We start from the raw sequence: 24,871 nt of genomic DNA, 5'->3' as shown, positions 1-24,871 counted from the left end.
CTCTCTTACTTCAGGTTACGACGCAGTCGGTATCGGATATAAATGGCAATACCATTCATCAATATTGTCATCGCCATAAGCACAACACCTGTCGCAGCAGCGTTAATGTGGAACTCCGCTTGGGGGCGGGACACCCAGTTAAATAGCTGGATAGGCATCAAAGTGAACGGGCTGGACAACCACTCAAAATTGATAAATGGGAACTCACTTTGGAAAGGTGAACTGGGCAAAAAGGCAATAAAGGTTAGCGCACCAATGGTAATAACAGGTGCAGCTTCACCAATAGCACGAGCCAATCCAACTATCGTGCCAGTTAAAATACCAGGTCTTGCAGCGGGCAATATGTACATGCGCACAGTTTGCCATTGGTCAGCTCCCAGACCATAAGCGGCTTCACGTAGCTCTTGAGGAATGCTGCGAATCGATTCTCGTGTCGATACGATGATGACAGGAAGGATCAGTAGCGCGAGGACTAAGCCCGCCGTAATGATGCTTTCCCCTAAACCAAAACCATAAATAAACAATCCCAAAGCAAGTAAGCCATAGATAATGGAAGGCACGCCCGCTAGGTTACTGACGTTGATTTCAATGATATTAGTCAGCCAGTTCTTTGGCGCATACTCTTCAAGATACAACCCTGCGGCGACCCCAAAGGGGATGGCGATACAAGCCGTCACCAACATCACAAGACTGGTGCCAACCCATGCAGATAAAATACCCGCACGCTCTGGGTGTCGTGAAGGGAAGTTGGTATAAAAGTCAGCGTCAAAAAGACGAGGAAAACCAGAATAAATCAGCTCGGCAAAAACACTGACCAGCAGTGACATCGCAGTAAGTAGGATAATGATCCCAATCGTTGCTACGGTGAGATCGGCTTGTTTATTTTTACGGACGATTTGGTCGAGAGTTAAAGTGGTGTTCTGCATTAGTAAACCTCTCTGAATCGACGGCGTAGGTAGAAACCGAGGATGTTAAAAATCAGAGTGATGATGAAAAGTACTAAGCCTGCGGCAAAGACAGACTGATAGGCAATCGTGCCATGAGGTAAATCTCCCATCGCCATCTGTACGATGAATGATGTGATGGTGGCAGCACCTTCGGTTGGGTCAAAACCAAATCGTGGGTTTTGACCCGCTGCAATCGCTACAACCATAGTTTCACCAACCGCACGTGACATACCTAGAATACAAGCGGCAGTAATGCCAGATAAGGCAGCAGGTATCACGATATGTGTTGCAACACGAAAGCGAGAATAGCCCAATGCATAGCCTGCCTCTCTTAAGTGCATAGGCACAGAGCGCATCGCATCCTCACTCACGGAGGCCGTATACGGTAGGATCATTATCCCCATCACAATACCTGGCGCTAACAAGTTAAAACCTGACAGGCTTGGAATGAAAGTTTGCAGTAGCGGCGTAACAAAAAGTAGCGCAAAGAAGCCATAAACAACCGTTGGTACGCCTTCTAAAAGCTCCAAGAAAGGTTTAACCACTTCTCGTACTCGGTTGCTGGCGTACTCACTCAGATAAATGGCAAGGCCAATCCCCGCAGGAATGGCGACACCAAGAGCAATACCTGCCACGGTGAGTGTTGCTGAGACTAACGTCATCACACCAAAGTGCGCATTAGCAAACATCGGTGTCCACTGAGTGTCAGTGAGAAAATCGAGAATTGATACATGCTGAAAAAAGGGTAATGATTCTGAAACCAGCACGTACACAATACCCATAGTGACAAAAATGGAAGCCAGAGCTGCTGCCATAAGAAGGTAACGACTCACCACATTCCAAAATGCACGTCGCTTTAAAAAGGCTTCAGAGACCAAGAGGCTTGAAGAACTGGATTGAGTAGTATTCATATTCATTGCCTGCGTAAAGAGAACAAGGAGGGCAGCAAAGCTTCCCTCCATGAATCAATACAATAATGACTTACTTAGGAGTACGAGCTAACAGCTCTTCAATACCGACACCGACTTCGGCTCCGTGGAAAACAGAACCCGTACGACGTTGCTTAAAGTTTTGTTGCGCTAACTGGTAGGCTTTGTCAGGCAGTGGGACATAGCCAACTTCTTTTACCAGCTCAGGAGCATGTGAAGTATCCATATAGAAGTCTACGAAACGCTCAACGTGCGCTTTTTCATCGGCTGATTTTTTATTCACGTAGATGAAAATTGGACGAGAGAGTGGTTGGTAAGTTGCATTCTTCGCATTTTCAACACTTGGCGCTACAGGTTGACTCCCTTTCCAACTAATTGGTGCGGCTTTTAGTTTGTCTTTGTTTTCTTCATAGTAAGCCAAACCAAAGAAACCCAGTGCATCAACGTCATTAGAGACCCCTTGTACGATGATGTTGTCGTCTTCGCTGGCGGTGAAATCGCCACGGCTAGACTTGCCTTCAACAATCGCTTCAAGGAAGTAATCATAAGTACCAGAGTCCGTACCAGGACCAAAAAGTTTAAGTGGTCGATCAGGGAAAGCAGGATTCATTTGCTTCCATGTCATAACCTTACCTTGAGCCGCTGGTTCCCAAGCCTTTTTCAGATCTTCGACGTTCAGGTGTTTAACCCAATCATTTTTCGGGTTGATAACCACAGTCAGCGCATCAAGTGCTGCTGGTAGTTCGATAAACTCAATGCCGTTTTCAGCACACAGCTTGCGCTCAGAATCCTTAATTGGTCGAGAGGCATTCGAAATGTCCGTTTCACCGCGACAGAACTTTTTAAAACCACCGCCAGTACCAGAAATACCAACGGTGACCATGGTTTTACCTTTCTCTGCAATCTGAAACTCTTCAGCCATCGCCTCAGTAATAGGGAAAACTGTACTAGAGCCATCAATTTTAACCAGATCACGTGCGAATGCGCCTTGACTAGCTGCGAGTAACGTCGCGCCAACTAAGGCTGCTGACAAAGTATGTTTCATGACTTATCTCCATGTTTTGCGTCATTGATAACTTCGATGGTTACGTTACTACTCATTTGTGACACTTTTGTGTCTGTTTATTTAAATATACATTCATCCATATGTACGAACATAAAAATATGCTGTATGTTTTTACAACTGTGGAATCTTACTTATTGATGAGAATGCCAGAATGGATAAGAGAACTGTACATTTCATTAGCTACCCAACCTCCGATCTGGCTTGTATTGCTGCGCAGCTTCTTTTTAGTCGTTCTAGTGATCGATATCACATCAGCTATGAAAGGTTGCCCAACGAAGAAGACTGCGGCGATACGCTGGATTGCTTTGGATATTTTGGTTATCTCTTTTTAGATGCCTCGGATGAGATAGAGCCTGGCTATGACTATGTCATTGACATCAACTACGCGATGCATCGAGTTGGACGGCGTAGAGAGGCATATCAAAAAAACCTTTATTGGGAAGTGACTTGTAATCAAAATGCAATGGAAGAACTACAGAATCACATTAGCTATTTCTCCTCTCGTTGCGATGTCATCCTGTAACGTTCCTGCATTTTTTGTTGACAGACCTTATATATAAAATAATATATACGCATATACATATACCGCAGGACTGAGCATGTTACCTCACCAGTTTTTTAAATTAATTTCAGATGAAACGCGGGTTCGTTGCTTGTTGATGATTGCCCGTGAAGAAAAGGTCTGTGTCGGGGAACTGACAGAAGCCCTTAACGAAAGCCAGCCTAAAATTTCTCGCCACCTTGCATTGCTACGTTCAAGTGGTGTGGTGGTTGATACCCGTCAGGGGCAATGGGTTTTTTACCGCTTATCGGATCAGCTTCCTGGTTGGATGAGAAAACAGATCCAAGGGCTAGTTGACTCTAACTGCCTAAAAGCAGAATACCAGCAAGATATTCAACGCTTATCCGAGATGAAATCTCGTCCAGAATGTTGTGTTTAAAGGAAAATAAGATGTCTATCAAAGTAGGAATTAATGGATTCGGTCGTATTGGACGTTTAGCGCTGAGAGCGTCGTTTGATTGGCCTGAAATCGAGTTCGTTCAGATTAACGATGTGGCAGGTGATGCGGCAACCTTAGCTCACCTGCTTGAGTTTGACTCAGTGCAAGGTCGCTGGCACCACGAAGTGGCGAGTGAAGGTAACGCCATCATCATCAACGGTAAAAGCATTGCTACCTCACAAGAGAAAGCCATCGATGCGGTAGATTGGTCAGGTTGTGACGTGGTGATTGAAGCAACGGGTAAGCACCGTAAATCTGAGTACTTAAATCTGTATCTGGCACAAGGTGTTAAACGTGTGGTGGTTTCCGCCCCAGTAAAAGAAGATGGGATTGCTAACATTGTTGTTGGTGTTAACGACCACATTTTTGACCCAGAAAAACACCAGATTGTGACCGCTGCCTCTTGTACCACAAACTGCATTGCACCTGTGGTGAAAGTGATTCATGAGAAGCTCGGTATTGAGCAGTCGTCATTTACAACGATCCACGACCTCACTAACACCCAAACTATTCTCGATGCTCCGCATAAAGACCTGCGCCGTGCGCGTGCTTGTGGTATGAGTTTGATCCCAACAACTACAGGTTCTGCGAAAGCGATTATCGAAATTTTCCCTGAACTTAAAGGAAAAATTGATGGTCATGCAGTGCGCGTGCCGTTAGCTAACGCCTCTTTAACCGACATTATTTTTGATGTTAAGCGTGACACTACGGCTGAAGAGGTTAACGACTTACTTAAAGAAGCGTCGCAGAATGAACTGAAAGGCATACTTGGTTTCGAAGAACGCCCTCTTGTCTCTATTGATTACAAAGGGGACCAACGTTCAACGATTGTCGATGCGCTTTCAACTATGGTGGTTGGCAAGCGTATGGTTAAAATCTATGCGTGGTATGACAACGAAATGGGTTACGCAACACGTACCGCAGAACTTGTTCGTAAAGTCGGCCTAGCATAAGGAAGCAAACAAATGACACATCCTACGTGGGAACTGCCTGTTGAAGACAATAACGCAGCGTTAGTACTAACTCCTTGCCCTGGCACTAAAAAAGCGTCGCTAAGTGACAGTATTGATCAACTCAAATCTCAAGGTGTAACTGTCGTTGTTACAGCACTGAGCACTCATGAGATGCAAGAAAAAGGCGTTGGCGATCTGCCTAATATTGTCGAAAAAGCAGGTTTGCAATGGTTTCACACACCGATAGAAGATGACTGTGCTCCAGGTGAAGATTTTCAGGCTCGCTGGAAACATATATCCCCTTCGCTACACAAAGCTATAGAACATGGCGAAAAGATAGCGATGCATTGCATGGGGGGATCGGGACGGACAGGTTTGCTTGCTGCCCATCTTTTGCTAGAGAAAGGTTGGGAGCTGCAAGAAATCATCACCCATGTCCAGTCGTTAAGACCTGGCGCATTTACCAAAGATGTACAAGTTGAGTACATCCACCAATTTGCTAATCAGTAAAAGCCTTAAAGAGCTGCCTAAGGCGGCTCTTTTTTTAAAGAGAGTAAATATGTTGTCGAAGCTCAACCAAAATGTCCGCCAGTACATGTTGGTCACATTTAACTATTGGAACTTCACCGTTACCGATGGCGCACTACGTATGTTGGTGGTGCTCTATTTTTATGACTTGGGGTATTCAACCTTAGAGATCGCCTCCCTGTTTCTTTTTTATGAATTCTTTGGCGTTGTCACGAACCTCATCGGTGGCTGGCTAGGTGCTCGTCTTGGTTTGAACCGAACGATGAATATTGGCTTGGGAATGCAAATCATCGCTCTTTCAATGCTGGCCGTTCCTGCAAGTTGGCTCTCAATTCCATGGGTCATGGCTGCACAAGCCTTGTCAGGTATTGCCAAAGATCTAAACAAGATGAGCGCGAAAAGCTCCATCAAAACCTTGGTGCCAGAGAATGCACAAGGAGCATTGTATAAGTGGATTGCCATACTTACAGGCTCTAAAAACGCGCTAAAAGGTGCAGGATTTTTCTTAGGTGGTGCGTTGTTATCGATGATTGGCTTCCAATATGCGGTAGCTGCGATGGCGGGTGTTCTTTTACTGGTCTTTATCGGCAGTGTGATTAGCCTTAAATCCGATCTTGGCAAAGCGAAAAATAAACCTAAGTTCTCTGAAATTTTTTCCAAATCGAGCAGCGTGAACATTCTATCTGCTGCTCGTATGTTTTTGTTCGGTGCGCGTGACGTTTGGTTTGTGATTGCACTGCCTATTTATTTGGGATCTGTATTTGGATGGGATCATAGCGCCGTAGGTGGATTCTTGGCTATTTGGGTTATCGGTTACGGTATCATTCAAGGGATTGCACCAAAGATCACAGGCAGTAAATCGGGGCATGCGCCTGATGGTAAAGCCGCGATAGTGTGGGCGTTGGTATTGTCTGTAGTGACTGGCGTAATTGCTTACAGTGTGCAGCAGCAATGGCACCCAGAAGTGGTGATTGTCGTTGGACTGATGATTTTTGGTGCTGTGTTTGCTGTTAATTCTTCTCTGCACTCGTACTTAATCGTCAGCTATGCCAAGGGAGATGGTGTCTCTCTGGATGTCGGTTTCTACTACATGGCAAACGCAATGGGGCGTTTGATAGGGACGGTTCTATCTGGATGGGTGTTCCAAATGTGGGGGTTCTCAGCCTGTCTATGGGTATCCTTTGCCTTCTTAGCATTAACGACCATTATTTCGTTTTGGCTGCCTATAGGTACAAATCAAAAACTGGCTCAGCAATAAATAAAACTAAGCAGATTTGTTCACCAATGCCAGCTACGATTGCTGGCATTATTTTTTAGCCTCAAGTCATCGAATAAGCGAGAGCTATAAAAAACGTTAATGAAGTAGTATCAGTTCGTTACGTATACACTTATCTACATTGATTTCAGATCGAGCACATGCTGTTTTATTTCTTCAGAATCGAGATTTTGAAAATCGATGTTTGCAAGAGCTTCAATTCTTCGTTTTAGAGAGGAGTATACTTTATCGCACTGCTTGTTAAATTCGGAGACTGAAGCTTCATCATTAGGCAATGGCTCAAGATCCCAAGCAACACGAATACCAGCAGATAACCAGTTTGGGCAAGTTTCATTGTGCATTGTGTCACACACAGTAATTATCAGATCTGGATGGAAGCTCAGCCTTTCTTCCCATGACGTGCTGTGAAACTCAGAGGCATCAAAACCAAGCATATCAAGGTATTGTGCAATACGAGGATTGATCTGACCCTTAGGATGGCTACCGCCACTTGCGATTTGGAAATTTTCAGGCAGGTATTTTTTTGCAATTGCTTCAGCCAAAATGCTTCTGCTTGCATTATGTTTGCACACAAATAATATTTTCATCAATTGCCCTGCAGATGTTTAGGATTACTAAATTCGACATTTATCATGCTTTCATTACAGTTTGTTGACGGTTGAAAATAGGCATGAGCTAACTCATGGAAATACGCTGAGAAAGCGAGTCGTCTGCACTATCAATATTGCACAATAAATTTTTCCATACCTTAGTAAACCATATAAAACATTTCTGTCCAAATCCCTGTTAGTAGGTGCGATACTAATAGAAACCCAACCAACGAAGAATTTGTGATCGCCCAACAGTCGGTTGAATTGCTTTAATTACATTTAAAATCAAATAGATAGAAGCGAGCTTTGTGCTCGCTTTTTTCGTTATCATATGTTGGATAGACCATCGCAAAGCAGCGCATGACGGTACCTCCATTACTCGCTCTATTGGCTTCTATAGTTCATTTTGTGCCCTTAAGTCTGCAAGGTTCGTGTTGACTTGTTTTTGCCCCTTTTCGTGTTAGCACGGAAACTGTCCTGCTACCAGACTTGTGTTTCAATAGTACCTTGTAGTATCGAAAACACTTACCACAAACTTTAGAGATTTATGTACTATACCACCTACTGGAAGCTTGATGGTGATTGGGCAGTGCGTGATGATGTTGCTTCATGGGCCCGCATGAACTATCAAGGCAAAGAGAAAAACAACATCACTAGTGATAGCACAAGAACGTTGGCACCTTCTATTACTAACGTGGATCTCGGTGTGAACTGGCGTGTAACTAAGAATGTGAAGTTAATGGCAGCGGTTTATAACTTGTTCGATGAGCAAACCACAGAGGAAGAGTTTGGCTACATTGAAGATGGCCGACGCTACTGGTTAGCGGCTGAAGCGACTTTCTAATCTACTCACTTTTTTAAGCGAATAATAAAACAATGAATACGAAAACAATGAATACGAAAATTAAGTCTGCGATGACCTCTCTGCTACTTATGCCCTTTGTCTGTTTGGCTGGGGAGTTCAATGTAGAGAAGGATATCTTGTTCAAAACTGTAGGTGAGAGAGAGATTAAACTCGATCTTTATACTCCTTCGGTTGAATCAAATACTCAGTACCCGTTATTAGTCTGGGTACATGGTGGTGCATGGAAACGTGGGAGCAAAGACGCCATCCCAGAAAAGAACCCATTATTACTTCAGTCTGTGTTGAATGAAGGTTATGCGCTAGCTTCAGTTGATTATCGCTTAAGTGGAGAAGCGATCTTCCCTCAACCAGTACAAGACATTAATGATGCACTGAACTATTTGTACGACAATGCTGAAAAGCTCGGTATTAAAGTGGACAATGTTGTGATCATGGGACGCTCTGCTGGCGGGCACCTCGCTGGCTTTATTGGTGCGACTAACTCGGCATACAACCAAGTAGATTTCTATGAGCCACCAAAGTACAAGGTCTCAGCCGTAGTAAGCTTTTTTGGCCCTACCGATTTACTTGAGTTAAGTAATAAAGGTGGCAAGAAAACCAGCAAAAAATCGTCTGTATCTCGTTTCTTAGGAGATATTCCAAACAATATTCCAAAGCTTGCCAAGAAAGCATCAACGACAAGTTATGTGAATGAAAATACTCCACCATATATACAGTTACACGGCACCTTGGATAAGCGAGTGCCTCTATCTCAAAGTGAGATACTTAAGGCTAAGCTTGATGAGTATGGAGTTACCAACCAACTTTTCATTGAAGAAGGTGTAGGACACAGTGCACCTGTCTTTGATACCGAGAAGTACGTTGCTCATGTTTTGGACTTCTTAAATAAACACTTTCCGAACTAACAGCTCTAGTCAATATAAGGCTTAAAAGTTCAAGGGGGGAATACTGAGCCAACTGTGATTACAGTTGGCTTTTTCATGTATCTCTATTGGGCATTTTATCATTCTGATTAATGGGAGCGGCTGGCTCATTTTCAGGCAGTGGTTGAATCGCAGTAAGGTTGAGTTTAGATAGTGGTAGTTTGGTGATTAGTATGAAGCATCAGAGTTACTCACTTTGATTGCGGATGCAGCGCCTTCAGTCAAAGTGGGTAACTGTCTTCTTTTGAAATTGAAGTATCAGATCTAGTCAGAACCAATACACACTAAGGGCGTTCACCAACGTACAAACGTCTCTCGATATCTTTAATCACACTAGGGAGGTCTGCGATCGTATCGATGAGGTAGTGCGGCGAGCTCTGGAGCAATTTTGCTCGCGCTTTTTCACGAGCAGCATTAAGCGTTGCTTCGTCCGCGGCTTGGTATTCTTCAAACGTTAGACCTGCTTCGTTACCAGAAAGCAGCAAGCCAACGGTCCACATACCGGCGTGGTGACCTTCGTCGATACCCGGTGCTGCGTCATCCACTTTGATACACGCATTAACGTCAGTAACATTCAGCTCAATCACGTTCTTCAGTGCCATAAATGGTGCAGGGCGACCACCTTGCGGTAGGTCATCCGTTGCTACTACGTAATCCGGTTTGTAGCCGTAATCCGCTGCCACTGGAATTAGCACGTCCATCACTTCGCGAGGGTAACCAGAACAAGAACCGATCTTGATGCCTTTGTCTTTCAGACCGTTCACAACTTCAATCGCATTAAGGATTGGGTCTGCATGGTCAGCCACTTTTGCTTTTTGCAGAGGCATAAATGCTGCGTAGATAGCGTCGATGTCTTCGCTGGTCATTGAGCGACCAAACTTCTCATTCCAACGCTTATCAACCGCAGGAATACGACCCACAGCTTGGATGTGATCCCACTTACCAAGACCCATTGGTTCGCGCGCTTCTTCAAGGTCGATTTCAAAATCAAAGCCTTGTTTGAATGCTTCCACAAAGATACTGGTTGGCGCAAAAGAGCCGAAATCGACGATAGTGCCAGCCCAGTCAAAGATCACTGCTTGAATTGGTGAGTTGCTCATGTTCAATCCTTTTTTTTTGCTTGCCAGAGCGCTTGCCTACACGTCGGAACTGCGCTCTGAATCAATTGGTTTTGAGGTTAGAAGTAGTTAAAGTCTTTGCACACTTTGGCGATGGCTTCTTCGAAGATCGCCAACGCTTCTGTCAGTTGTTCGCGAGTGATGATCAGCGGTGGGCTGAGTTGAATCACATTGCCTTGCGATACCTTGAAGCTCAAGCCATTGTTGAGGCATTGGTAAAGCACAGCTTCCGCTTCGTCATACGCGCGTGCTTTGCTTTCGTGGTCGGTGACCAGCTCAATGCCCCACAACATGCCGATGCCACGCACATCACCAATCACTGGGTACTTAGCTTTCATCTCTAGCATCTTTTCACGCATGAACTGGCTGTCGGCTTTGGCTTTATCTAGCAAGCCGTCTTGCTCAATAGCTTCCATGGTTGCCAGTGCTGCAGCACAACCAATAGGGCTTTTCTCATGAGTGTAATGACCCATGGAGATTTGCTCGGCGGTGTTGTACTTGTCTTTGGTGACCATGGCTGCGATAGGCACTAAGCCACCACCCAAACCTTTACCGATGCAGAGCATATCTGGCTCGATGTCGTAGGCTTGGTAGGTAAACCATTCACCGCTGCGACCCATGCCGTTTGGGATGTCGTCGATGATCAGCATGACATTGTGTTTGTCACAGATTTCACGGATGCGTTTCCAGTAGGCTTTACTTGGCACTTGAACATCCGTGTTTCGAACCGCTTCTGCGATAAACGCGCCCACGCCGCCTTCTTTCTCAATCACGTATTCAAGGTAGTCGGCGTAATGCACGTCGCTGCCGTCCGCAACTGGGAAAGCACCACGGTATGACACCGCTGGTGGAATGCGCTCAACACCTGCCATTAATGGACCCATGCCTTGGCGGAAACACGCTTCGCCACCTACTGAGATGGCATCCAATGATGCGCCGTGGAAGGAGTCCCACAGAGAGACCACCTTGTAGTTGCCCGTGATGTGGCGCGCTAGTTTAAGTGCCATGCCAACCGCAGATGTGCCACCCGGAGCAAACAACACGCGGGTCAATTCGCCGCCACAGATTTGGGTGAGTTTTTCGGCACATTCAATCGCGGTCTCGTTGGTAAAACGACGTGGTGAAAACGGCAGTTTGGCAATTTGCTCTTGCACGCCTTTAATCACATGCGGATGACCGTAGCCCAGTTGATGGACGTTATTGCCATGGAAATCCATGTACTTTTTGCCGATAGCATCTTGGATGTAGATGCCTTCTGCTGCTTCCAATGTATCTAAGCAAGGCGTTGACATGGCTTGATGAAGAAAGACTTCCGAATCACGCTTCAATAATGCTTGCGTGCGTTCGTCGTCCATCGATGCATTCCAAGCTTGGCGCGCTGGTGTTGTGTTGACATCGCCTTCACTACGAAAATGAGTCGATTTGATATTCTGAGTCATAACGCTCTCTCAATCAGAAGGCTGCTTTACGCAACTTGCCAGTACATTGCTTTTTCAATCGCACCGATTAAGCGCTCGATATCTGCTGGGTAAACTTCGCCAATGTTGCCAATACGGAAGCAATCTGCGTTCGATACCTTACCCGGATAAATCACAAAACCTTGCTCTTTCAAACGCGTGTAGAACGCTTTGAATTGGTAATCACTGTGCGTCGGAGAGTAGAAAGAAGTGATGATTGGCGAGTGAAGGTCATCACTCAGCAGTGGCTCAAACCCCAGAGAACGCATACCTGCAACCAGTGTTTTCTGGTTAGTTTGGTAGCGGTGATGACGAGCCTCAATGCCGCCTTCTTGTTCCAGTTCTAGCAATGCTTGGTAGAAAGCGCGAACCGTGTGAGTTGGAGACGTGAAACGCCATTTGCCGTGGTTCACTTCCATACAATGCCACTGGTCGTAAAGATCAAGGCTCAAAGAACGTGCCTGACCTTGGCACTTTTCGAGCTCAGTTTTTTTTGCAATCACAAAGCCAAAACCCGGTACGCCTTGAATACATTTGTTTGCAGAGCTGATCATAAAATCGATGCCTAGCTCTGCGATATCGATAGGAATGCCACCAAAGCTCGACATGGCATCGAGAATCACGACTTTACCGTGTGCTTTTGCCGCAGAAGCAAATGCCTCAATTGGATTCAGCATGCCAGTGGTTGTCTCACAGTGAACAATCGCCACGTGTGTGATCGCAGGATCCGATGCCAATGCAGTTTCCACCTCGTTCAAGTGTGGCTGTGATGTTTCGCCTGGGGAAACTACATGGCATGGAATATTTAGGTAATCAGCGATCTGAGCGATACGCGCACCGTAAGCACCGTTGTCGACAACCAACAATTTTCCATCTTTGCCAATGGCACTGCCAATCGTTGCTTCGACTGATGCGGTGCCGCTACCTTGCATTAGTACGCTGGTGTAGCCGTCTTGCTCCGTCGCCAGTTTTACAAGCTTAGTGCGGATCACTTCTACAATGTCTTTGTTGTATTCATCATCCCAAGTACACCAGTCTTTTAGCATGGCTTCACGTACCGTTTCAGAAGTAGATAGAGGACCTGGAGTCAGTAGTAGGTATTCGTTTTTCATCTCGATTTCCATCAGAATAGGCTAATTGGTATACACCAAATTTCGAGTTCACTCTAGCGAGGAAGAAAAGGGCAGTAAATAGGCGAATCTCCAATTTCATAAAACTTTAATATCCAGAAAATGGTGGATCAATTGAACGATTATTCATCGATAATTTTCGCAAAACTGCCATTTAATGGTCATGAATTCGTCACAAAGGCTCAGTAGGGTGGTTATCGTCAACTGGTACAGACCAAATTAAAACTTAGCCAAATTAACTGGAGAAAATGATGAAAAACCGTTTGATGAAAGGATCGCTGGCTGCACTTGTCTCTCTGCTAGCTACGAATGCAATGGCAGCACAGGAAGTCACGGTTTACACCGCTTTCGAAACTGACATTCTTGCTAAATACAAGTCTGCGTTTGAGAAAGATAACCCAGATATCAAGATTAAGTGGGTTCGCGATTCAACCGGTATCATGACGGCGAAATTGCTGGCAGAAAAGAACAACCCTCAAGCGGAAGTGGTTTGGGGTCTGGCTGGCTCGTCAATGGCACTTCTTAAAGATGAAGGTCTTCTTAAGCCTTACACACCAAAAGGTTTGGAAGAGCTACATGCGAACCTAAACGACCCTCAATCAAACCAAGCTTGGTTTGGTAACGATGCGTTCTTTAACGCAGTTTGTTTCAATGAAGCGGTAGCGAAACAACTTAACCTGCCTAAGCCAACGTCTTGGGAAGACCTAACAAAGCCGGTTTACAAAGGTCACATTGCAATGCCGAACCCAGCTTCTTCTGGCACTGGCTACATGCAGGTTTCTGCTTGGCTACAAAACATGGGTGAAGATCAGGCATGGAACTACATGCGTGACTTAGACAAGAATATTGCACACTACACGCACTCTGGCTCTAAGCCATGTGTTCAAGCGGGTATGGGTGAAGTGGCTATCGGTATTTCGATGGCGAGCCGCGGCGCGAAGCTAAAAACACAAGGCGCACCACTAGCGGTTATCACACCAAAAGGCATCGGCTGGGAATCAGAAGCCGTTGGTCTAGTAAAAGAGTCTGATGCAGCGAAGCGCGTTGTCGACTGGTCAATCTCTAAAGTAGCAAACGAGCTTTACGTAGAAATGTACCCAGTGGTTGCACATAAAGAAGTTAAAGCGACTGTGTCTAACTTCCCTAATGTTCAAGAGAACATGGCGAAGATGGACTTCGCGCAAATGGGCAGCAAGCGTGCAGAAATCCTAGCTGCATGGTCTGAGAAGTTTGACGCGAAATCAGAGCCAAAGTCTTAATTGAATTTGCTTTGAGTTGAATATTGAAGTCCACCTCGGTTGAGGTGGATTTTTTGTTTTCCCTGTTATTTTAGAGTTTGCGGCAAGTAGATTCCTAGTCTCATCTAGGTTTGCTGGAATGACGGACTTAAGAAAGTTGGGATCTTCTATCCGTACTCATAACGTCATTCTCGAGAGCGACGGAGGAGCGAGTCGGGAATCTCTAATTACCACTTGAACAAACCTCATCGCCCTTCATCTATTTGTCATCTTCTGGCTATAAATTTGTCATTGGAACGTAACAATCCAAAACTAAAGTTGGTATATACCATTTGGAGCGTGTGTTATGTCAACTAACCAACATTACCTAAATATTGAAAATGTAGTGAAGCAGTTCGGACAGTTCACTGCATTAAAGAAAATCTCGCTAGCGATCGAAAAGGGCGAGTTCGTTTGTTTTCTTGGTCCTTCTGGCTGCGGTAAAACCACTCTATTACGTGCCATTGCAGGCTTAGACCTACCAACATCTGGTGCAATCTTTCAAAACGGTCAAGAGACCACATTCCTACCACCAGAGAAGCGCGATTTCGGCATCGTATTCCAATCTTACGCGCTGTTTCCGAACCTAACTGTGCAAGAGAACATTGCAGTGGGTTTGAAGAACCAAGGCATGTCGACCAAAGAAGCGTTAGAGAAGGTGGATTACTGGTTAGAAACCATTGGTCTTCCAACCTCTGGCGAGAAATTCCCCAACCAACTTTCTGGTGGTCAGCAGCAGCGTGTCGCTTTGGCTCGGGCGTTGGCGCTGTCACCTGGTCTACTGTTACTTGACGAGCCGCTGTCAGCGCTGGATGCAAAAGTACGTGTTCACTTACGTGACGAGATTTGTAAGTTGCAACGCAAGCTGGGCATCACCACCATCATGGTTACGCACGATCAGGATGAAGCGTTGTCGATGGCGGATCGTATTGTGGTAATGAACCATGGTGTGATTGAGCAAGTCGGTACGCCTCAAGAGATCTACCAGCAACCAGCCACGCGCTTTGTCGCTGAGTTTGTCGGCAGCATGAACTTTATTGAAACCTCAGTAGCAACGGACTCCCAATTACGAATTGCAGAAACCCTAATGCCAGCGCCAAGCTTGACCAATCGTAAGATACAACGTGGTGACCGCTTTGACCTTGCGGTGCGTCCTGAAAGCATCAAGTTCGTTGAAAACTACAACAACTCTTTACCTGTGCGAGTTACGGCAACCGAGTTTCTAGGGGCGTTTTTCCGCATTGATTGCGTATTGCAAAACGACAGCTCAACGAAAACCATCGTCGTGGATGTGCCTGTAGAAACGCTTCAAAAACTCAATATCAAGGCGGGCGATGTACGTTACATCCAGTTTGCTGAAGAAGGACTGCATGGTTACGCCGTGCCCTCGGTTGATAAAGCGCTAGCAGCGTAGGTGTAAACATGGATGCGAAGACAATGACGATGAATAGCCTGACCACTCAAGACAAAGCAAAATCCCTACTCGGACGTGTCAGCCGCGACAACCTAGTGTTGTTTGGTTTGCTCGCTGGCTTGTCGACCATGATGGTGCTGTTCATCTTAATGCCGCTTTGGGCAATGTTGACCAAGAGTGTGCAAAATGCCAATGGCGAATTTGTTGGATTGGCAAACTTTGCGACGTACTTTTCCTCTTCAAGCTTGTGGGTGTCGGTGGGAAACACCTTCACTTTGGGCGTGATTGTAACCTCGGTGGTGGGTGTACTTGCGTTTGGTTATGCCTACGCGCTGACTCGTTCATGCATGCCGTTTAAAGGTTTGTTCCAAATCTTAGGTACTGCGCCAATCCTTGCGCCTTCGTTGTTACCGGCGATCAGTTTGATCTTCCTTTTCGGTAATCAAGGCATTGCCAAAGAGATGTTGTTAGGAAACTCAGTTTACGGCGTGATTGGTATCTCGATGGGTTTGATTTTCTGGACCTTCCCTCATGCATTGATGATCTTAACCACTTCGCTGCGCACTTCAGATGCCCGTTTGTATGAAGCAGCCCGCGCACTTAAAACCTCACCCATCAAAACCTTCTTTATGGTGACGTTACCTGCGGCGAAATTCGGTTTGATCAGTACGCTTATCGTCGTCTTTACGCTGGTTATCACGGACTTTGGTGTGCCGAAAGTGATTGGGGGCAGCTACAACGTTCTGGCGACTGACATCTTCAAGCAAGTGGTGGGACAGCAAAACTTTGCTATGGGTGCGGTGACCAGCATTATGCTGTTATTCCCAGCGGTAATGGCGTTCGGTGCAGACCGTTGGGTACAGAAAAAACAGAAGAGCTTATTTGACACTCGCTCGGTGCCTTATCAGCCAGAACCCAACAAAGCGCGCGACAGCATTTGTTTGGTTTACTGCAGCATCATTTCTATCGCAGTGTTGGCTGTGCTTGGCATGGCAGTGTATGGCTCGTTAGTTACGTTCTGGCCTTGGAACAAAGCGCTGACGCTAAACAACTACAACTTTGCTGAAATGAGCACTTACGGTTGGAGCCCATTCTTCAACTCGCTAACGCTGGCAGGTTGGACGGCAGTGATCGGCACAGCTATCATCTTTGTCGGTGCATACTGCATTGAGAAAGGGCGTGCGTTTGGTCCAATTCGTCAGGTGATGCAAATGCTTAGCGTGGTGCCAATGGCAGTTCCGGGTATGGTGCTTGGCTTGGGCTACATCTTTTACTTCAATGACGCGAACAATCCCCTGAACGTGCTTTATGGCACCATGGCATTCTTAGTGATTAACACGGTAGTGCATTACTACACAGTGGGTCACATGACTGCACTGACAGCGCTAAAGCAGTTGCCATCGGAGATTGAGGCCACGGCGGCATCGGTGAAGCTTCCTCAATACAAGTTGTTCTTTAAAGTGACATTACCTGTGTGTTTACCTGCGATTTTGGACATTGCGACTTACTTGTTTGTTAATGCATTGACCACCACTTCTGCGGTAGTATTCCTTTACTCAACCGATACGATTCCGGCTTCGGTCTCGATTCTGAATATGGACGATGCAGGTCAAACTGGCGCTGCAGCAGCGATGGCTGTGATGATCATGATGGCTGCCGCAATTGCGAAGATTGTTCAGATGACTTTGGGTAAATTGTTAGAGAATCGCACACAAGCTTGGCGCAAAAGATAAGGACACTTCGTGCAATACGTAAAAATTAAAGATTCGATTGTTGAACAGATTGAAGCGGGCATGCTATCGCCGCGTCAAAAACTGCCAGCAGAGCGTAAGTTGGCGGAGTCGTTCGATACTACACGCGTCACTCTGCGTGAAGCTTTATCACTGCTGGAAGCAGAAGGTCGAATCTATCGCGAAGATCGCCGAGGTTGGTTTATCTCACCCGAGCCATTGCGTTACGACCCAACCCAAACTCTGAACTTCGCGAACATGGCGAAAGCGCAAAATCGCGTGCCAAAAACGGAGTTGGTCGCAGCAAAAGGAACGTTGGCAAACAAACAAGCGGCACGCTTGTTGGACTTGCAACCTTTCACGGACGTGTATCGAGTCGACCGTGTGCGATACCTTGAAGATAGACCTGTAGTATTCGTAACAAACTATATTCGCCCAGAGCTGTTTCCGAATCTGCTGGACTATGATTTGTCAAACTCACTGACGGACATTTACCGCGAGCATTATGGCGTGACGTATCAAAAGATTCGCTACCGCATTTCAACCAGCACTTTGTTGGGTGAAATGGCTCAGGCACTGCGCGCGACAGCCGGTACGCCAGCGATGGTGGTGGAGCGCATCAACTATAACCAGCACGGTGAGTTGATTGATTGCGATATCGAATATTGGCGACACGATGCCATCAGCATTGAATCTCTGGCGGAACTCAATCGTTAAGTGGATTTTCTCATTATCTAAGGCTCCATCTCGGGGCCTTTATTTTATTCAGACAGGAACATTGAAATGGATTTGTTGGCGATTGGTCTCGTCGTTTTTTCTGCTGTTCTCCATGCGGGCTGGAATATCCTTGGTAAAAGTAACTCAGGTTCTGGACTTGCGTTTACGATGGCGGCCAGCTTTTCTGCCTGTGCCATTCTTACCCCTTATCTGATTTGGTATTTGGCGACCATTGGCTGGACATCATTGCAGAGTGAATTTTGGGGATTGCTGTTCATTAGCGGCATTTCACAAATGGTCTATCTGGTCGGTTTGATTGTCGCTTATAAGCACGCAGACGTGGGTGTGGTTTATCCGATTGCTCGGGCACTGCCTGTGATGATGGTCGGCGCAATCAGTGTGGCATTGGGGCATGAATTATCTAGTCAGCAGTGGCTCGGATTCTTGCTGATTACCTTTGGTTGTATGCTGGTACCACTGACAAACTTTCGCCAAATGACGCTGGGCTCTTATTTGAACGTTGGTGTGTTCTGGGCATTGATTGCCGCAATAGGCACAACGGGTTACTCGGTGGTCGACAAAGAAGCGCTGAGTTTACTCACAGAACAAGCATCAGAGATTTTGAATGATCAGTACAGTGCGATCTTTTACTTAGGCGTGCAGTTTTGGGCGATAGGTATTCCTGCCCTTGTGTGGTGCTTGGTTACAGGCAAGCCAGATGAGATTAAGACAGCGTGGCAGATCCGAAAAACAGCCAGCATGGCAGGGGTAATGATGGCATCCACCTACGGCTTGGTGTTGTTTGCGATGACCATGACAGACAATGTGAGTTTAGTGGTGGCACTGAGGCAAATCAGCATTGTGTTTGGACTGTTTATGGGGATCTATATCTTGGGAGAGAGGTGGTATCGAACTCGTTCTGTAGGAATCGTCCTAGTGATAACAGGTTTGATTCATGCTCTGAAATGACTAATTGGAGAAAGAAATGTCTAAACCTTTGTATGTATTTGATTTGGATGAAACTCTCATCAATGCCGACTGCTCTATGATTTGGAACGAGTTTTTAGTCGAGAAAGGTATTGTAACGGATCATAACTTTATTGACGAAGACAAGCGTTTAATGAATCTATATGCGAAAGGAGAGTTAGATATGCAGTGTTACTTAGATTTTTCTTTAGCACCGCTTACGGCTATTCCAAAAGCGCAAGTTAGTGATTGGGTTGAAGAGTGTGTACAACGCTATATTCTTCCCAAGCAGTTTACGCAATCTAAGGTACTAATTGAGAAACTAGTACGCGAACACGCAGAGTTGATCATTATTTCAGCTAGTGTCACTTTTCTAGTCGAAGTTATAGCGCGTTACTTAGGTATTAAAACTGCTCTGGGTATTGATTTGGTAGAGCAGCACGCTTGCTACAGTGCACAAATAAACGGCATAGCGACGTATCGCGAGGGTAAGGTCGCTCGACTAGAGCAGTGGGTGAAGGAAACGAAACAGTCTTTTTCGGAGATTCACTTTTTTACAGACTCCATAAATGACTTGCCATTGTGTGAGTATGCGGACTACACCTACCTTGTTAATCCATGCCCTAAACTAAGAATCATAGGGGCAGAGCGCAATTGGCCCATATTGTGTTGGGGGAGCCAATATGGGCGTAATACTTATGGTGTGGTTGCCAAATAATCGATGAGCGGCTGTAAGCATGCCGCTCATCGAATGGAGAAAAGCGAACCTACTACTCGCTTATTCTCAGTGGTGGCTCACGACTCTTCCAGTGGCTCATTCACAAGGCTTGACCCAACTTTAGTCATTGGGCTACTCTTCCCACATCACTTCTATCGGAGATTGCGCCGCGATGAACAACTAAACCTGCTTCCATATCACATCGGTTTTTTGGATTCACAGGGTTAGTCGGCGTAGCTCACTATCAACTATTTGCTGTTCGTGTCGTTTAGGATTTCTATCCTCAAAGAACGAATTCGCTTATTGCACACATTCGGTTATCTATTGCTGCGGCGAAGGCCCCTGTTACAACAGGAGGCATTGCTATGCCATTTTTACGAGCAAGTTCAGTGAGTTACCAATTTGAAAATGGTGAGCGACTGTTTGATTCTTTAACTTTTTCGATGACCAAATCCCGCGTTGGGCTTGTCGGGCGTAATGGGGTCGGAAAATCCATGTTAGCCTCAATTCTGTTAGGTGAGGTAGCGCCTAGCTCTGGCCATGTGATGTCTCCGCAAAAGACAGCAATCTATCGTCAACACGCAGGCGGGCTAGTGAGCGGGGAGCTTACCATTGCCCAATTTTTGGGTAAGCACGCCATTCTCGAGGCGCTTGAGCGGATTGAAAATGGCGAGTGCGACACGCAGTGGTTTGAACAAGTCGGTGAGGAGTGGGACTTGCCGCAGCGCCTATCTGAGCAACTGGTTCTATTGGGCTTGCCACCTAAGCCACAGATGCTATGTGCTCAGCTTAGTGGTGGTCAATTGGCTCGTCTTCAGCTTTGGCAACGGTTTGAATCACAGGCGGAATTATTGATCCTCGATGAGCCCTCTAATCACCTCGATATCAAGGCGAAGCGATGGCTAATTGCGCAAATCAGGCAGTATTCAGGGGCGGTGTTAGTCATCAGTCATGACCGTTCGTTATTGCGGGAGATGGATGAAATATGGGCGCTATCGAGCCTAGGGATGAATATCTATGGTGGTAATTACGATCACTATGCCGAGCAGCAACGCGTTGAACAAAATGCGGTTGAGCGGCAATTATCCCATCTCAAAAAGCAGCAAAAACAGCTCAAGGAGGAGGTGCAACGTAACCGGGAGAAAGCGGAGCAAAGAGCCGCACAAGGCAACCGACTTCGCCGCGGTGGCAGTCAGCCTAAGATTTTGCTCGATGGTAAAAAGGACAAAGCGACGGCTCGTGCCTCAAACCGTAATAAAAATGAGCAGCAGCGACAAACCTATCTCAATAAGACGCAGCAAGCGCTAACTTCAAGGTATGAGGAAAACCGAGCGCAGACATTTTATCTCACCGAGAGAAAGGTTAGCGATAAATCGGTCGTGATGATGGAAAATGGCGTCTTAGCGTATGGTCGCTCAGAGCCGATGACACTGCGCTTAACCGCTAACGATAAGGTACGGCTAGTTGGCGACAATGGCAGCGGCAAATCAACCTTGCTCAAAACCCTACTCGGTGAGTACGCACTGCGTGACGGGCAGCTTAGAATCAATACTGAGTTCTTTTATCTAGACCAGCACTTTGCGGCGTTAAAAGGCGATCGCTCTATGCTTGATAACCTGTTAACCCAGTGCCAGGGTATGACGGAAATGAAGGCTCGTACTCTGTTGGCTGGTGTAGGCTTTAGGCGTGACACTGTCTTTCGGTTGGCGGATGTATTAAGCGGCGGCGAGAAAATGAAACTGGCGATGTTAATTGTCAGTCACCAACTCAATCAGCCCTTTCTTCTGCTTGATGAACCTGACAACCATCTTGATCTCGACTCGAAACAAGATTTATCGCGTGCACTCAATGAGTATCCCGGGGGATTTTTATTGGTGACTCACGATGACGAATTTGCTTCGGACGCAGGGGTTGAATGGCAGATTGGTGAGTAGCGCGCCAAGTCAGAGAGCTGCTCATTGTTATACAAGGATAGGTCGAGTGTTCACCACACTGAAGGGCGGGGTATTGAGCTAAGTCATAGAAGTCAATTTAGCTGCTGCATTTATGCCAAAACAATCTACACTAGCGGCCAACGAGAGAGGAGAGAAGAATGAAATACGATTGGATCTTGTTTGATGCCGATGACACCCTGTTCCACTTTGATGCCTTCAAAGGCATGCAGTTGATGTTTTCGCGTAAGGGTGTGGTGTTTACCGAGCAGGATTATGACCATTACCAAGCCATCAATAAGCCGCTTTGGGTCAAGTACCAAGAGGGGCAAATTAACGCTGATGAGCTGAAACACACACGATTTGTTGAGTGGGCGCAAAAACTGAACACCACTACCGCAGAGCTTAACCGTGCGTTTCTTGAAGCGATGGCAGATATCTGCACATTACTTCCCGGCGCAAAAGAGCTGATGGAAGCGCTGAATGGGCGCGCAAAGCTTGGCATCATCACCAACGGTTTTACCGAGTTGCAAGCGATTCGACTTGAGCGCACTGGCATGAGTGAATACTTTGAACACGTGATCATCTCGGAAGAAGTCGGTGTAGCCAAACCTGATCTGGCGATCTTTGCGCACGCCCATGAAAAAATGGCGCAGCCGTGTAAAAGTAAAGTCCTTATGGTGGGCGATAACCCCCATTCAGACATTTTGGGCGGAATCAATTTTGGTATTGAGACTTGCTGGCTCAACACACATCGCTTGCCAAACGTAGAAGGCATTACGCCAAACTATACCGTAGAGTCTCTGTTTGATCTCAAAGCGATATTGTTGGCGTAATAGGGTATTCAGAGTGGAGACTTAGCCTTAGGGCTATTCACACGGCGCCATGTGAATCACAGCCAAACCACCGAGTGAGGTTTCGCGATATTTACGATTCATATCCTTGCCGGTTTGATACATGGTTGCGATCACCTTATCCAGAGAAATCAGGCATTTGCTGGTTCGCTTGAGCGCCATTCTGGAGGCGTTAATGGCCTTCATTGCGCCCATAGCGTTGCGCTCGATACAAGGGACTTGCACCAAACCGCCAATCGGGTCGCAGGTCATACCCAAGGAGTGTTCCATCGCTATTTCGGCCGCAATGCAAATCTGTTCATTACTGCCTCCTCGAAGTGCGGTCAAGCCCGCTGCCGCCATGGACGACGATACGCCGACTTCACCTTGGCAGCCCACTTCTGCACCTGAAATGGACGCATTGGTTTTATACAAAATGCCGATAGCGCCGGACACGGCCAAGAAGTCTTTGATCTGTTTGAGGTTTAGTTCCTTGATAAAGCGGTGGTAGTACATGAGTACGGCGGGAATGACGCCTGCAGCGCCGTTGGTCGGCGATGTCACTACTTGGCCACCGGCGGCGTTTTCTTCACTGACAGCGAAGGCAAACAAGTTGATCCAATCCATGATTTCCATTGGGTCATTTTCAACGGCGGCGTTGGCTTCCAGCTTTTTAAGCAAGTTTGGCGCGCGTCGCGTTACGTTCAGGCCACCTTCAAGGATGCCTTCGGTATCAAAGCCTCGTTGCATGCACAGTGTCATCACTTTCCAAATTTGCTCGGCTTTTTCGTCAATCTCTTGGCCAGAGAAGAAGCACAATTCATTTTGCAGCACCATTCCACCAAGGCTCAATCCATGTTGCTCCGCCATCTGGATCATTTGATCGGCGCTCTTAAAAGGAAACGGCACGGTAACGGGGGTTATTTTGCTGCCGTTGGTCAGTTCATCTTCCGTTGCGATAAAGCCGCCGCCTATCGAGTAGTAGGTCTCTTTAAGCAGTATGGCGCCCGTTTCATCGAAAGCAGAGATGGTCATGCCATTTTCATGCAAAGGCAGGCTGTCATCGTGGAACAGAATATCCCCTTGGTAATGAAACGCGATGGTTTGGCGACCCGCAAGTAATAGCTGTTGCTCGTCCATCGCTTGTTGCAATAAGGCTTTGGCGCTGGTCATTTTTATGGTGTCGGGGCGGTTACCCAGTAAGCCGAGAATGACGGCCTTATCCGTGTGGTGGCCTTTGCCCGTCAATGAGAGTGAGCCATATAAGTCCACTTGCACCCGAGAGGTGTGGTTGAGCTGCTCGTTTAACGCTTGGGTAAATTGATACCCCGCGAGCATGGGTCCGTTGGTGTGTGAGCTCGATGGGCCCACGCCGATTTTAAATATGTCGAAAATTGACAGCATGTTCATCACTTCCTATTGACCTGTGGTTTCAGGCTCTCTTATTGTTGTACTCGTTGTGCCACGTTCTCCAGCGGTGCGCCGTGAGTAAGCTGTACGAGTATCACTGATCTTTACTTATTCTAGCTACTTTTAGAATAGTCTGCTTTACGCTACGTAATGAGCGAAACTTTGTACAGAGATTATTAATATCTAGAATAAAAAGTTGAGAAGTTGACGATTGATGAATATATCTCATGCCGTCATTGTGTTGGGAAAACGCTTGGTCAACAATCAGTTGACGCTCGAAGGGCAATCAAGAATCGATGCGTTGATCCATCAGGTAGAACGATTGAACCTTGCGCAGAGTGTCGTGGTGCTCTGTGGCGGTCGAACGTCAGGGCAAACGGTCTCAGAGGCGAGCGCGATGTGCGAGGCACTCGAGCAGCGTGCGCCCGATTCGTTTTGGGCCAGCCTGCCTAAAGATCGGCTCTTGGTTGAGGATACATCCACCAATACCATCGAAAATGTTGCCAATGCCGCGAACACCTTGGTGAAAAGTGGATTAGTAGGGGGAAGTACTCCTCTCAACATTTTATTTGTCTCCACCGATTATCACCTCAAGCGTATTTTTGAGATTGAACACTGGCTCCCTGAGCAGGGTTTGCTGGGCATGATGACGCGAGAGTGTGCTCGGCAAGGACTAAGCATCACTATTTGCCCGCAAGCGGACGCTCATGTCTTGGCACCTTACCCATACCCTACACAAGGGATCGGTTTTTTGCTCTGTGATGCGTTGACGACCTACCGTGTTTACTTAGAAGGGGTAGTGGCAGGCAAGATTGATTTTCATCCATCTCCAAGGCGCCAATATTGTGAGCATCAGGCGCATCACGCGCTCGAACAGCTCCAATCGTTGACGCGAGACAGAGTTGGGGCAGCGCTGTTATCTCAGTTAGAGGAGGCGCTGCGCTTCACGAGAGAGGCGATCTCTATTTTACAGCTTAATGGTGCGTTAAATTGCTTTGATCAGTCCCTTAAAGCGCTCAATCGCCATTGGGATCCAGAACAATCACATGACTTTGGCAAGCTTTCTTTCCCAGACAAGGGCGCGTAAACTGA

Annotated in this window: 24 protein-coding genes; 16 read left to right on the top strand and 8 right to left on the bottom strand. The window is 46.6% G+C overall.

Translation table 11 applies throughout. From position 1 onward, the window contains the following. Positions 1–5: 5 nt before the first annotated feature. The 3 genes from pstA to AC6R1O_RS06430 all read right to left on the bottom strand — a co-directional run bounded on the left by pstA (position 6) and on the right by AC6R1O_RS06430 (position 2,921). Complete coding sequence (pstA, locus tag AC6R1O_RS06440; protein ID WP_500626703.1) at positions 6–926, bottom strand: phosphate ABC transporter permease PstA; 921 nt, start codon at positions 924–926, stop codon at positions 6–8. Continuing rightward, a complete protein-coding gene (pstC, locus tag AC6R1O_RS06435) occupies positions 926–1,858 on the bottom strand; it encodes a phosphate ABC transporter permease subunit PstC (RefSeq protein WP_500629544.1) in 933 nt (310 codons plus the stop codon). Before pstC ends, pstA begins: the two co-directional genes overlap by 1 nt. Before the next feature lie 70 nt (positions 1,859–1,928). Continuing rightward, positions 1,929–2,921 carry a PstS family phosphate ABC transporter substrate-binding protein gene (locus AC6R1O_RS06430; RefSeq protein ID WP_500629543.1) on the bottom strand — a complete coding sequence of 331 codons (993 nt, stop codon included), beginning with the start codon at positions 2,919–2,921 and terminating at the stop codon, positions 1,929–1,931. Between the two features lie 172 nt (positions 2,922–3,093). On the opposite strand from AC6R1O_RS06430, the gene AC6R1O_RS06425 reads away from it, so the two are divergent. The 5 genes from AC6R1O_RS06425 to arsJ all read left to right on the top strand — a co-directional run bounded on the left by AC6R1O_RS06425 (position 3,094) and on the right by arsJ (position 6,682). Beyond that, positions 3,094–3,465, top strand: coding sequence for a hypothetical protein (locus tag AC6R1O_RS06425; RefSeq protein ID WP_500626701.1), 372 nt, complete (start codon positions 3,094–3,096; stop codon positions 3,463–3,465). A 76-nt stretch (positions 3,466–3,541) separates the two neighbouring features. After that, positions 3,542–3,883: a metalloregulator ArsR/SmtB family transcription factor gene (locus AC6R1O_RS06420; RefSeq protein ID WP_500626700.1), complete on the top strand. Its 342-nt coding sequence runs from the start codon at positions 3,542–3,544 to the stop codon at positions 3,881–3,883. Between the two features lie 11 nt (positions 3,884–3,894). Next, positions 3,895–4,896 carry an ArsJ-associated glyceraldehyde-3-phosphate dehydrogenase gene (locus AC6R1O_RS06415; RefSeq protein ID WP_500630740.1) on the top strand — a complete coding sequence of 334 codons (1,002 nt, stop codon included), beginning with the start codon at positions 3,895–3,897 and terminating at the stop codon, positions 4,894–4,896. A 12-nt stretch (positions 4,897–4,908) separates the two neighbouring features. Continuing rightward, positions 4,909–5,406: a cyclin-dependent kinase inhibitor 3 family protein gene (locus AC6R1O_RS06410; protein ID WP_500629541.1), complete on the top strand. Its 498-nt coding sequence runs from the start codon at positions 4,909–4,911 to the stop codon at positions 5,404–5,406. A gap of 49 nt (positions 5,407–5,455) precedes the next feature. After that, complete coding sequence (gene arsJ / locus AC6R1O_RS06405) at positions 5,456–6,682, top strand: organoarsenical effux MFS transporter ArsJ (protein WP_500629540.1); 1,227 nt, start codon at positions 5,456–5,458, stop codon at positions 6,680–6,682. Positions 6,683–6,816: 134 nt separating this feature from the next. Here arsJ and AC6R1O_RS06400 read toward each other — a convergent pair whose 3' ends face one another. Further along, positions 6,817–7,287 (bottom strand): arsenate reductase/protein-tyrosine-phosphatase family protein, encoded by a 471-nt coding sequence (locus tag AC6R1O_RS06400; protein WP_500629539.1) that lies wholly within the window; start codon positions 7,285–7,287, stop codon positions 6,817–6,819. Between the two features lie 550 nt (positions 7,288–7,837). On the opposite strand from AC6R1O_RS06400, the gene AC6R1O_RS06395 reads away from it, so the two are divergent. Continuing rightward, positions 7,838–8,134 (top strand): hypothetical protein, encoded by a 297-nt coding sequence (locus tag AC6R1O_RS06395; protein WP_500629538.1) that lies wholly within the window; start codon positions 7,838–7,840, stop codon positions 8,132–8,134. 47 nt (positions 8,135–8,181) lie between these two features. Further along, a complete protein-coding gene (locus AC6R1O_RS06390; protein ID WP_500629537.1) occupies positions 8,182–9,060 on the top strand; it encodes an alpha/beta hydrolase fold domain-containing protein in 879 nt (292 codons plus the stop codon). A gap of 302 nt (positions 9,061–9,362) precedes the next feature. Here AC6R1O_RS06390 and phnX read toward each other — a convergent pair whose 3' ends face one another. The 3 genes from phnX to phnW form a co-directional block, all read right to left on the bottom strand. Next, entirely contained in the window at positions 9,363–10,178 is an 816-nt protein-coding gene (gene phnX / locus AC6R1O_RS06385; protein WP_500629536.1) for a phosphonoacetaldehyde hydrolase, read from the bottom strand. Positions 10,179–10,255: 77 nt separating this feature from the next. Then, a complete protein-coding gene (locus tag AC6R1O_RS06380; protein WP_500656720.1) occupies positions 10,256–11,635 on the bottom strand; it encodes an aspartate aminotransferase family protein in 1,380 nt (459 codons plus the stop codon). Positions 11,636–11,661: 26 nt separating this feature from the next. Next, the gene (gene phnW / locus AC6R1O_RS06375; RefSeq protein ID WP_500629534.1) at positions 11,662–12,765 is read right to left on the bottom strand and encodes a 2-aminoethylphosphonate--pyruvate transaminase; all 1,104 of its coding nucleotides are present in this window, start codon (positions 12,763–12,765) and stop codon (positions 11,662–11,664) included. Between the two features lie 266 nt (positions 12,766–13,031). Between phnW and AC6R1O_RS06370 the strand changes: the two genes are divergently transcribed. The 8 genes from AC6R1O_RS06370 (at position 13,032) to yjjG (ending at position 22,372) form a co-directional block, all read left to right on the top strand. After that, on the top strand, positions 13,032–14,042 hold the full coding sequence (locus tag AC6R1O_RS06370; RefSeq protein ID WP_138955325.1) for a putative 2-aminoethylphosphonate ABC transporter substrate-binding protein: 1,011 nt from the start codon (positions 13,032–13,034) through the stop codon (positions 14,040–14,042). Between the two features lie 325 nt (positions 14,043–14,367). After that, positions 14,368–15,474 carry a putative 2-aminoethylphosphonate ABC transporter ATP-binding protein gene (locus tag AC6R1O_RS06365; protein ID WP_500629533.1) on the top strand — a complete coding sequence of 369 codons (1,107 nt, stop codon included), beginning with the start codon at positions 14,368–14,370 and terminating at the stop codon, positions 15,472–15,474. An 8-nt stretch (positions 15,475–15,482) separates the two neighbouring features. Beyond that, a complete protein-coding gene (locus tag AC6R1O_RS06360) occupies positions 15,483–17,207 on the top strand; it encodes a putative 2-aminoethylphosphonate ABC transporter permease subunit (RefSeq protein WP_500629532.1) in 1,725 nt (574 codons plus the stop codon). A 9-nt stretch (positions 17,208–17,216) separates the two neighbouring features. Continuing rightward, complete coding sequence (gene phnR / locus AC6R1O_RS06355) at positions 17,217–17,921, top strand: phosphonate utilization transcriptional regulator PhnR (protein WP_500656719.1); 705 nt, start codon at positions 17,217–17,219, stop codon at positions 17,919–17,921. A 66-nt stretch (positions 17,922–17,987) separates the two neighbouring features. Then, complete coding sequence (locus AC6R1O_RS06350) at positions 17,988–18,890, top strand: EamA family transporter (protein ID WP_500629530.1); 903 nt, start codon at positions 17,988–17,990, stop codon at positions 18,888–18,890. A gap of 16 nt (positions 18,891–18,906) precedes the next feature. Beyond that, positions 18,907–19,605, top strand: coding sequence for an HAD family hydrolase (locus AC6R1O_RS06345; protein WP_500629529.1), 699 nt, complete (start codon positions 18,907–18,909; stop codon positions 19,603–19,605). A gap of 365 nt (positions 19,606–19,970) precedes the next feature. Further along, complete coding sequence (locus AC6R1O_RS06340; RefSeq protein WP_500656718.1) at positions 19,971–21,539, top strand: ABC-F family ATP-binding cassette domain-containing protein; 1,569 nt, start codon at positions 19,971–19,973, stop codon at positions 21,537–21,539. A 158-nt stretch (positions 21,540–21,697) separates the two neighbouring features. Continuing rightward, positions 21,698–22,372 (top strand): pyrimidine 5'-nucleotidase, encoded by a 675-nt coding sequence (gene yjjG, locus AC6R1O_RS06335; protein ID WP_500626688.1) that lies wholly within the window; start codon positions 21,698–21,700, stop codon positions 22,370–22,372. Positions 22,373–22,405: 33 nt separating this feature from the next. Here yjjG and AC6R1O_RS06330 read toward each other — a convergent pair whose 3' ends face one another. Further along, positions 22,406–23,773, bottom strand: a complete 1,368-nt coding sequence (locus AC6R1O_RS06330) for an L-serine ammonia-lyase (RefSeq protein ID WP_500633651.1) — start codon at positions 23,771–23,773, stop codon at positions 22,406–22,408. Positions 23,774–23,993: 220 nt separating this feature from the next. On the opposite strand from AC6R1O_RS06330, the gene AC6R1O_RS06325 reads away from it, so the two are divergent. After that, positions 23,994–24,866 (top strand): YdcF family protein, encoded by an 873-nt coding sequence (locus AC6R1O_RS06325; protein WP_500637429.1) that lies wholly within the window; start codon positions 23,994–23,996, stop codon positions 24,864–24,866. The last annotated feature ends 5 nt before the right edge of the window (positions 24,867–24,871 follow it).

It is taken from the genome of Vibrio sp. R11-SG3-ISO3-SZ (assembly GCF_059834345.1).
The sequence above is the reverse complement of the archived record's forward strand: the minus strand, read 5'-3'. Positions and strand labels throughout refer to the sequence as shown.

Coding starts and splice junctions, on each gene's coding strand:
- AC6R1O_RS06420 (WP_500626700.1), top strand. CDS start 3,542: ATGTTACCTCACCAGTTTTTTAAATTAATTTCAGATGAAACGCGGGTT.
- AC6R1O_RS06380 (WP_500656720.1), bottom strand. CDS start 11,635: ATGACTCAGAATATCAAATCGACTCATTTTCGTAGTGAAGGCGATGTC.
- AC6R1O_RS06365 (WP_500629533.1), top strand. CDS start 14,368: ATGTCAACTAACCAACATTACCTAAATATTGAAAATGTAGTGAAGCAG.
- AC6R1O_RS06370 (WP_138955325.1), top strand. CDS start 13,032: ATGATGAAAAACCGTTTGATGAAAGGATCGCTGGCTGCACTTGTCTCT.
- arsJ (WP_500629540.1), top strand. CDS start 5,456: ATGTTGTCGAAGCTCAACCAAAATGTCCGCCAGTACATGTTGGTCACA.
- pstA (WP_500626703.1), bottom strand. CDS start 926: ATGCAGAACACCACTTTAACTCTCGACCAAATCGTCCGTAAAAATAAA.
- phnX (WP_500629536.1), bottom strand. CDS start 10,178: ATGAGCAACTCACCAATTCAAGCAGTGATCTTTGACTGGGCTGGCACT.
- yjjG (WP_500626688.1), top strand. CDS start 21,698: ATGAAATACGATTGGATCTTGTTTGATGCCGATGACACCCTGTTCCAC.
- AC6R1O_RS06425 (WP_500626701.1), top strand. CDS start 3,094: ATGGATAAGAGAACTGTACATTTCATTAGCTACCCAACCTCCGATCTG.
- AC6R1O_RS06400 (WP_500629539.1), bottom strand. CDS start 7,287: ATGAAAATATTATTTGTGTGCAAACATAATGCAAGCAGAAGCATTTTG.
- AC6R1O_RS06330 (WP_500633651.1), bottom strand. CDS start 23,773: ATGCTGTCAATTTTCGACATATTTAAAATCGGCGTGGGCCCATCGAGC.
- AC6R1O_RS06360 (WP_500629532.1), top strand. CDS start 15,483: ATGGATGCGAAGACAATGACGATGAATAGCCTGACCACTCAAGACAAA.
- AC6R1O_RS06325 (WP_500637429.1), top strand. CDS start 23,994: ATGAATATATCTCATGCCGTCATTGTGTTGGGAAAACGCTTGGTCAAC.
- AC6R1O_RS06395 (WP_500629538.1), top strand. CDS start 7,838: ATGTACTATACCACCTACTGGAAGCTTGATGGTGATTGGGCAGTGCGT.
- AC6R1O_RS06430 (WP_500629543.1), bottom strand. CDS start 2,921: ATGAAACATACTTTGTCAGCAGCCTTAGTTGGCGCGACGTTACTCGCA.
- pstC (WP_500629544.1), bottom strand. CDS start 1,858: ATGAATACTACTCAATCCAGTTCTTCAAGCCTCTTGGTCTCTGAAGCC.
- phnW (WP_500629534.1), bottom strand. CDS start 12,765: ATGAAAAACGAATACCTACTACTGACTCCAGGTCCTCTATCTACTTCT.
- AC6R1O_RS06410 (WP_500629541.1), top strand. CDS start 4,909: ATGACACATCCTACGTGGGAACTGCCTGTTGAAGACAATAACGCAGCG.
- AC6R1O_RS06390 (WP_500629537.1), top strand. CDS start 8,182: ATGAATACGAAAATTAAGTCTGCGATGACCTCTCTGCTACTTATGCCC.
- AC6R1O_RS06415 (WP_500630740.1), top strand. CDS start 3,895: ATGTCTATCAAAGTAGGAATTAATGGATTCGGTCGTATTGGACGTTTA.
- AC6R1O_RS06345 (WP_500629529.1), top strand. CDS start 18,907: ATGTCTAAACCTTTGTATGTATTTGATTTGGATGAAACTCTCATCAAT.
- AC6R1O_RS06340 (WP_500656718.1), top strand. CDS start 19,971: ATGCCATTTTTACGAGCAAGTTCAGTGAGTTACCAATTTGAAAATGGT.
- AC6R1O_RS06350 (WP_500629530.1), top strand. CDS start 17,988: ATGGATTTGTTGGCGATTGGTCTCGTCGTTTTTTCTGCTGTTCTCCAT.